The organism is Pedobacter sp. (assembly GCF_035566355.1).
Taxonomy (GTDB): Bacteria; Bacteroidota; Bacteroidia; order Sphingobacteriales; family Sphingobacteriaceae; genus Pedobacter.
Genome location: NZ_DATMRL010000231.1, coordinates 1 through 2,629, shown reverse-complemented (window position 1 = coordinate 2,629; position 2,629 = coordinate 1). Strand labels below are relative to the sequence as shown.

The 2,629-nt window shown below is 43.6% G+C and carries 2 protein-coding genes; both read right to left on the bottom strand.

All coding sequences use genetic code 11. The annotated features are described in order from the left end of the window. Positions 1 to 881 (bottom strand): sulfatase-like hydrolase/transferase (locus VNZ46_RS08840; RefSeq protein WP_325559745.1); only part of this gene is annotated, 881 nt, incomplete at its 3' end. A 3-nt stretch (positions 882 to 884) separates the two neighbouring features. Then, a complete protein-coding gene (locus tag VNZ46_RS08835) occupies positions 885 to 2,537 on the bottom strand; it encodes a RagB/SusD family nutrient uptake outer membrane protein (RefSeq protein ID WP_325559744.1) in 1,653 nt (550 codons plus the stop codon). Positions 2,538 to 2,629: the final 92 nt, after the last annotated feature.

Below are 2,629 nucleotides of genomic sequence, written 5' to 3'. Positions count from 1 at the left end.
ATCTGCAATATCGCATCACCCCGTGCGCCTAAACCGCTTTTATCTTTAAACTGAGTACCTGGCATTCTGGGTACATGCGGCTCCGTTAAAGCCAGGTATAAAAAGAAGGGTTTGGTTTTATGTTCTTCAATAAAGCCCTGTGCCTGGCTCAAAAAAGTATAAGAGAGTTCTTCATCCGCCCATCTGGCCATATGTCCTCCACTCATATAACCAATCCTTCCAATACCATTCACAATGGTATTATCATGGCCCTGTCCCGGCGAGCTTTTCATTTTCAACAATTCCGGATGCTCCTTACCCGTTGGATCCGTTCCGATCTTATGCTTATAATCTACAGCAATAGGATCATTTTTGTCTAGTGCGACAACAGAATGGTTCTGCAGAAAAACGGTAGGTACTCTATCTGCTGTTGCCGGAAAAATAAATGAATAATCAAACCCAACCTCATTCGGGCCGGGTTTGATTTCGTTGTTCCAGTCCTTTTCTACCTGTGTACCAAGTCCAAGATGCCATTTACCTATAATTCCGGTTGCGTATCCCGCACCTTTAAATACCAAAGGCAGATTTTTTTGTCCTGTAGGTATGATCAGTGCCGCATCACCAGGTAAAATTCCAGTACCTTTTTTCCTCCAGGGATAATTTCCCGTCATCATCGCATATCTGGAAGGTGTACAGGTCGCTGAAGTAGAATGCCCGTTGGTGAGGCGTAAACCTGTAGAAGCCAATCGGTCCAGATTGGGCGTATGGATCTTTGTGGCACCATAGCAACTTAAATCTCCATACCCAAGATCATCTGCACATATAAGGATCACATTTGGCTTCTCCTGCGAAAAAGCATTCATGGTCAGGGAAACGGCAATAAAAAGGAATAGGAACTTCATATTTTATTTTAGATTAGGGTTAATACTTACTTCAGATTGTGGAACAGGCCACAACTCATCAGTCCCGGTGCGAAAAGCTTTTGAGGTCACATACCAGCGTCCATACGGATCTGATGTTGTTCCCTTTTTTCTCAAATTAACGGCATTAGGAAAAGCAGCACCATAAAAATCTCCGTTTAAAACCTGGCCAATAACTTTCCAACGCAACAAATCCCAATAGCGGAGCCCTTCCAGAGCAAGCTCATTCCTCCTTTCCCTGCGCAATATCGTACGCAGCGCAGAAGGATTGGTTTCTGTTACCTTTGGCATATTTACCGAAGCACGGCCTCTTACTTTATTAATGGTCTGGTCCAAAAGTGTCTGATCAATTGCAGAACCAGATTCTAATTTCGCTTCCAGATAGCTTAACAATACCTCAGCATACCTCACTATGGGCAGGTCAATACCTGAATTTTGAAGATCACCACCTGAAAAAGCTTCGCTGTTAAATTTTTTAAGCGCAAAACCTGTACGTGTGGCCTGTTTTGACAAGGTCAATTGATCCGCTGAAGAAGCATCGTCGGGATTACTGTTGTAAATGATGTTTTTGAAGGCCCGGCCATTATATAATACCGTATACCGAAGTCTAGGATCACGGTTTTGTCCCGGATCTGCAGCGTTGTATCGCGGATCGGTAAATGAGAAAGGCGTACCATCGGTAAATTCATAAGATTCTACCAAACTGCCTAAAGGGCATTCCAATACATATCCGCCAAGTTTAGCCGGATAATTATGCTGTAACATTGCATTTGGAGCCAGGTCCTGCAAATACTGGGTGGCAAAAAGAATCTCCCGGCTGCTTTCGTTCGTACCATTAAACAGGCCTTCAAAATCAGGATCAATAATATTATCATTAACATCTATGATCTGCTTGTAACACGCAGCAGCATCTGTCCATTTTTGTTCTGCCAGATAAGTTCTCCCCAGAAAAGCCAGAGCAGCCTGTTGGGTGGCCCTGCCACGTTCGGTTGAAGGCAAAGCACTTTGCTTTGGCAGTAAGCTGGCCACAGATTTAAATTCAGCCTCTGCAAAGGCCTGTACCTGTTCTTTTGTGCTTTTAGTTACCGTATTCGCTTCAGTTAATGATAACGTTTTTTGCACAAGTGGAACTGCACCGAAATATTGCGAAAGGTAAAAATACTGACAAGCCCTGATGAATTTGGCTTCTGCCGTCATTCTGGACAGCTTAGCTGCATCAATAGGCGCTTTACCAATATTTTCAAGAAAATAATTACACCTCGCTATCCGGCTGTAACTTAAGCTCCAGTAATTGCTGAGATAGCTATTGGTCGCTGTCAGTGTTCCGTTGGTCAATTTGTTAAAAGCAGAATTGTCCCCTCGCCTGTCGTAGGCATTGTCTGTTGCCAGTTCCAGGTACAACAAACCATGGTAAGACCACCAATCTGTTGCAGAATACTCTGCTCCGGTTGGGTTCACAGACATTTGGATATTACCACGATATACCCCTGTAAGCGCCAGCATGGTATTTTGTTCTGAAGTCCAGAAAGTTTCGCTGGAGAATTGGTCCAGAGGAGCCCTGTTCAGCTCTTTTCTGCATGAAGCAGTTGCCAGCAGAACGAAAATGCCCAGTATTATATTTTTATAGAATATTTTCATTTCCAAATCATTAAAAATTAACATTTAAACCCAAGGTATAAGCGGCCAGAATCGGATAATAGGACCCACTGGTATTGGTTTCCGGGTCCCAG

Coding starts and splice junctions, on each gene's coding strand:
- VNZ46_RS08835 (WP_325559744.1), bottom strand. CDS start 2,537: ATGAAAATATTCTATAAAAATATAATACTGGGCATTTTCGTTCTGCTG.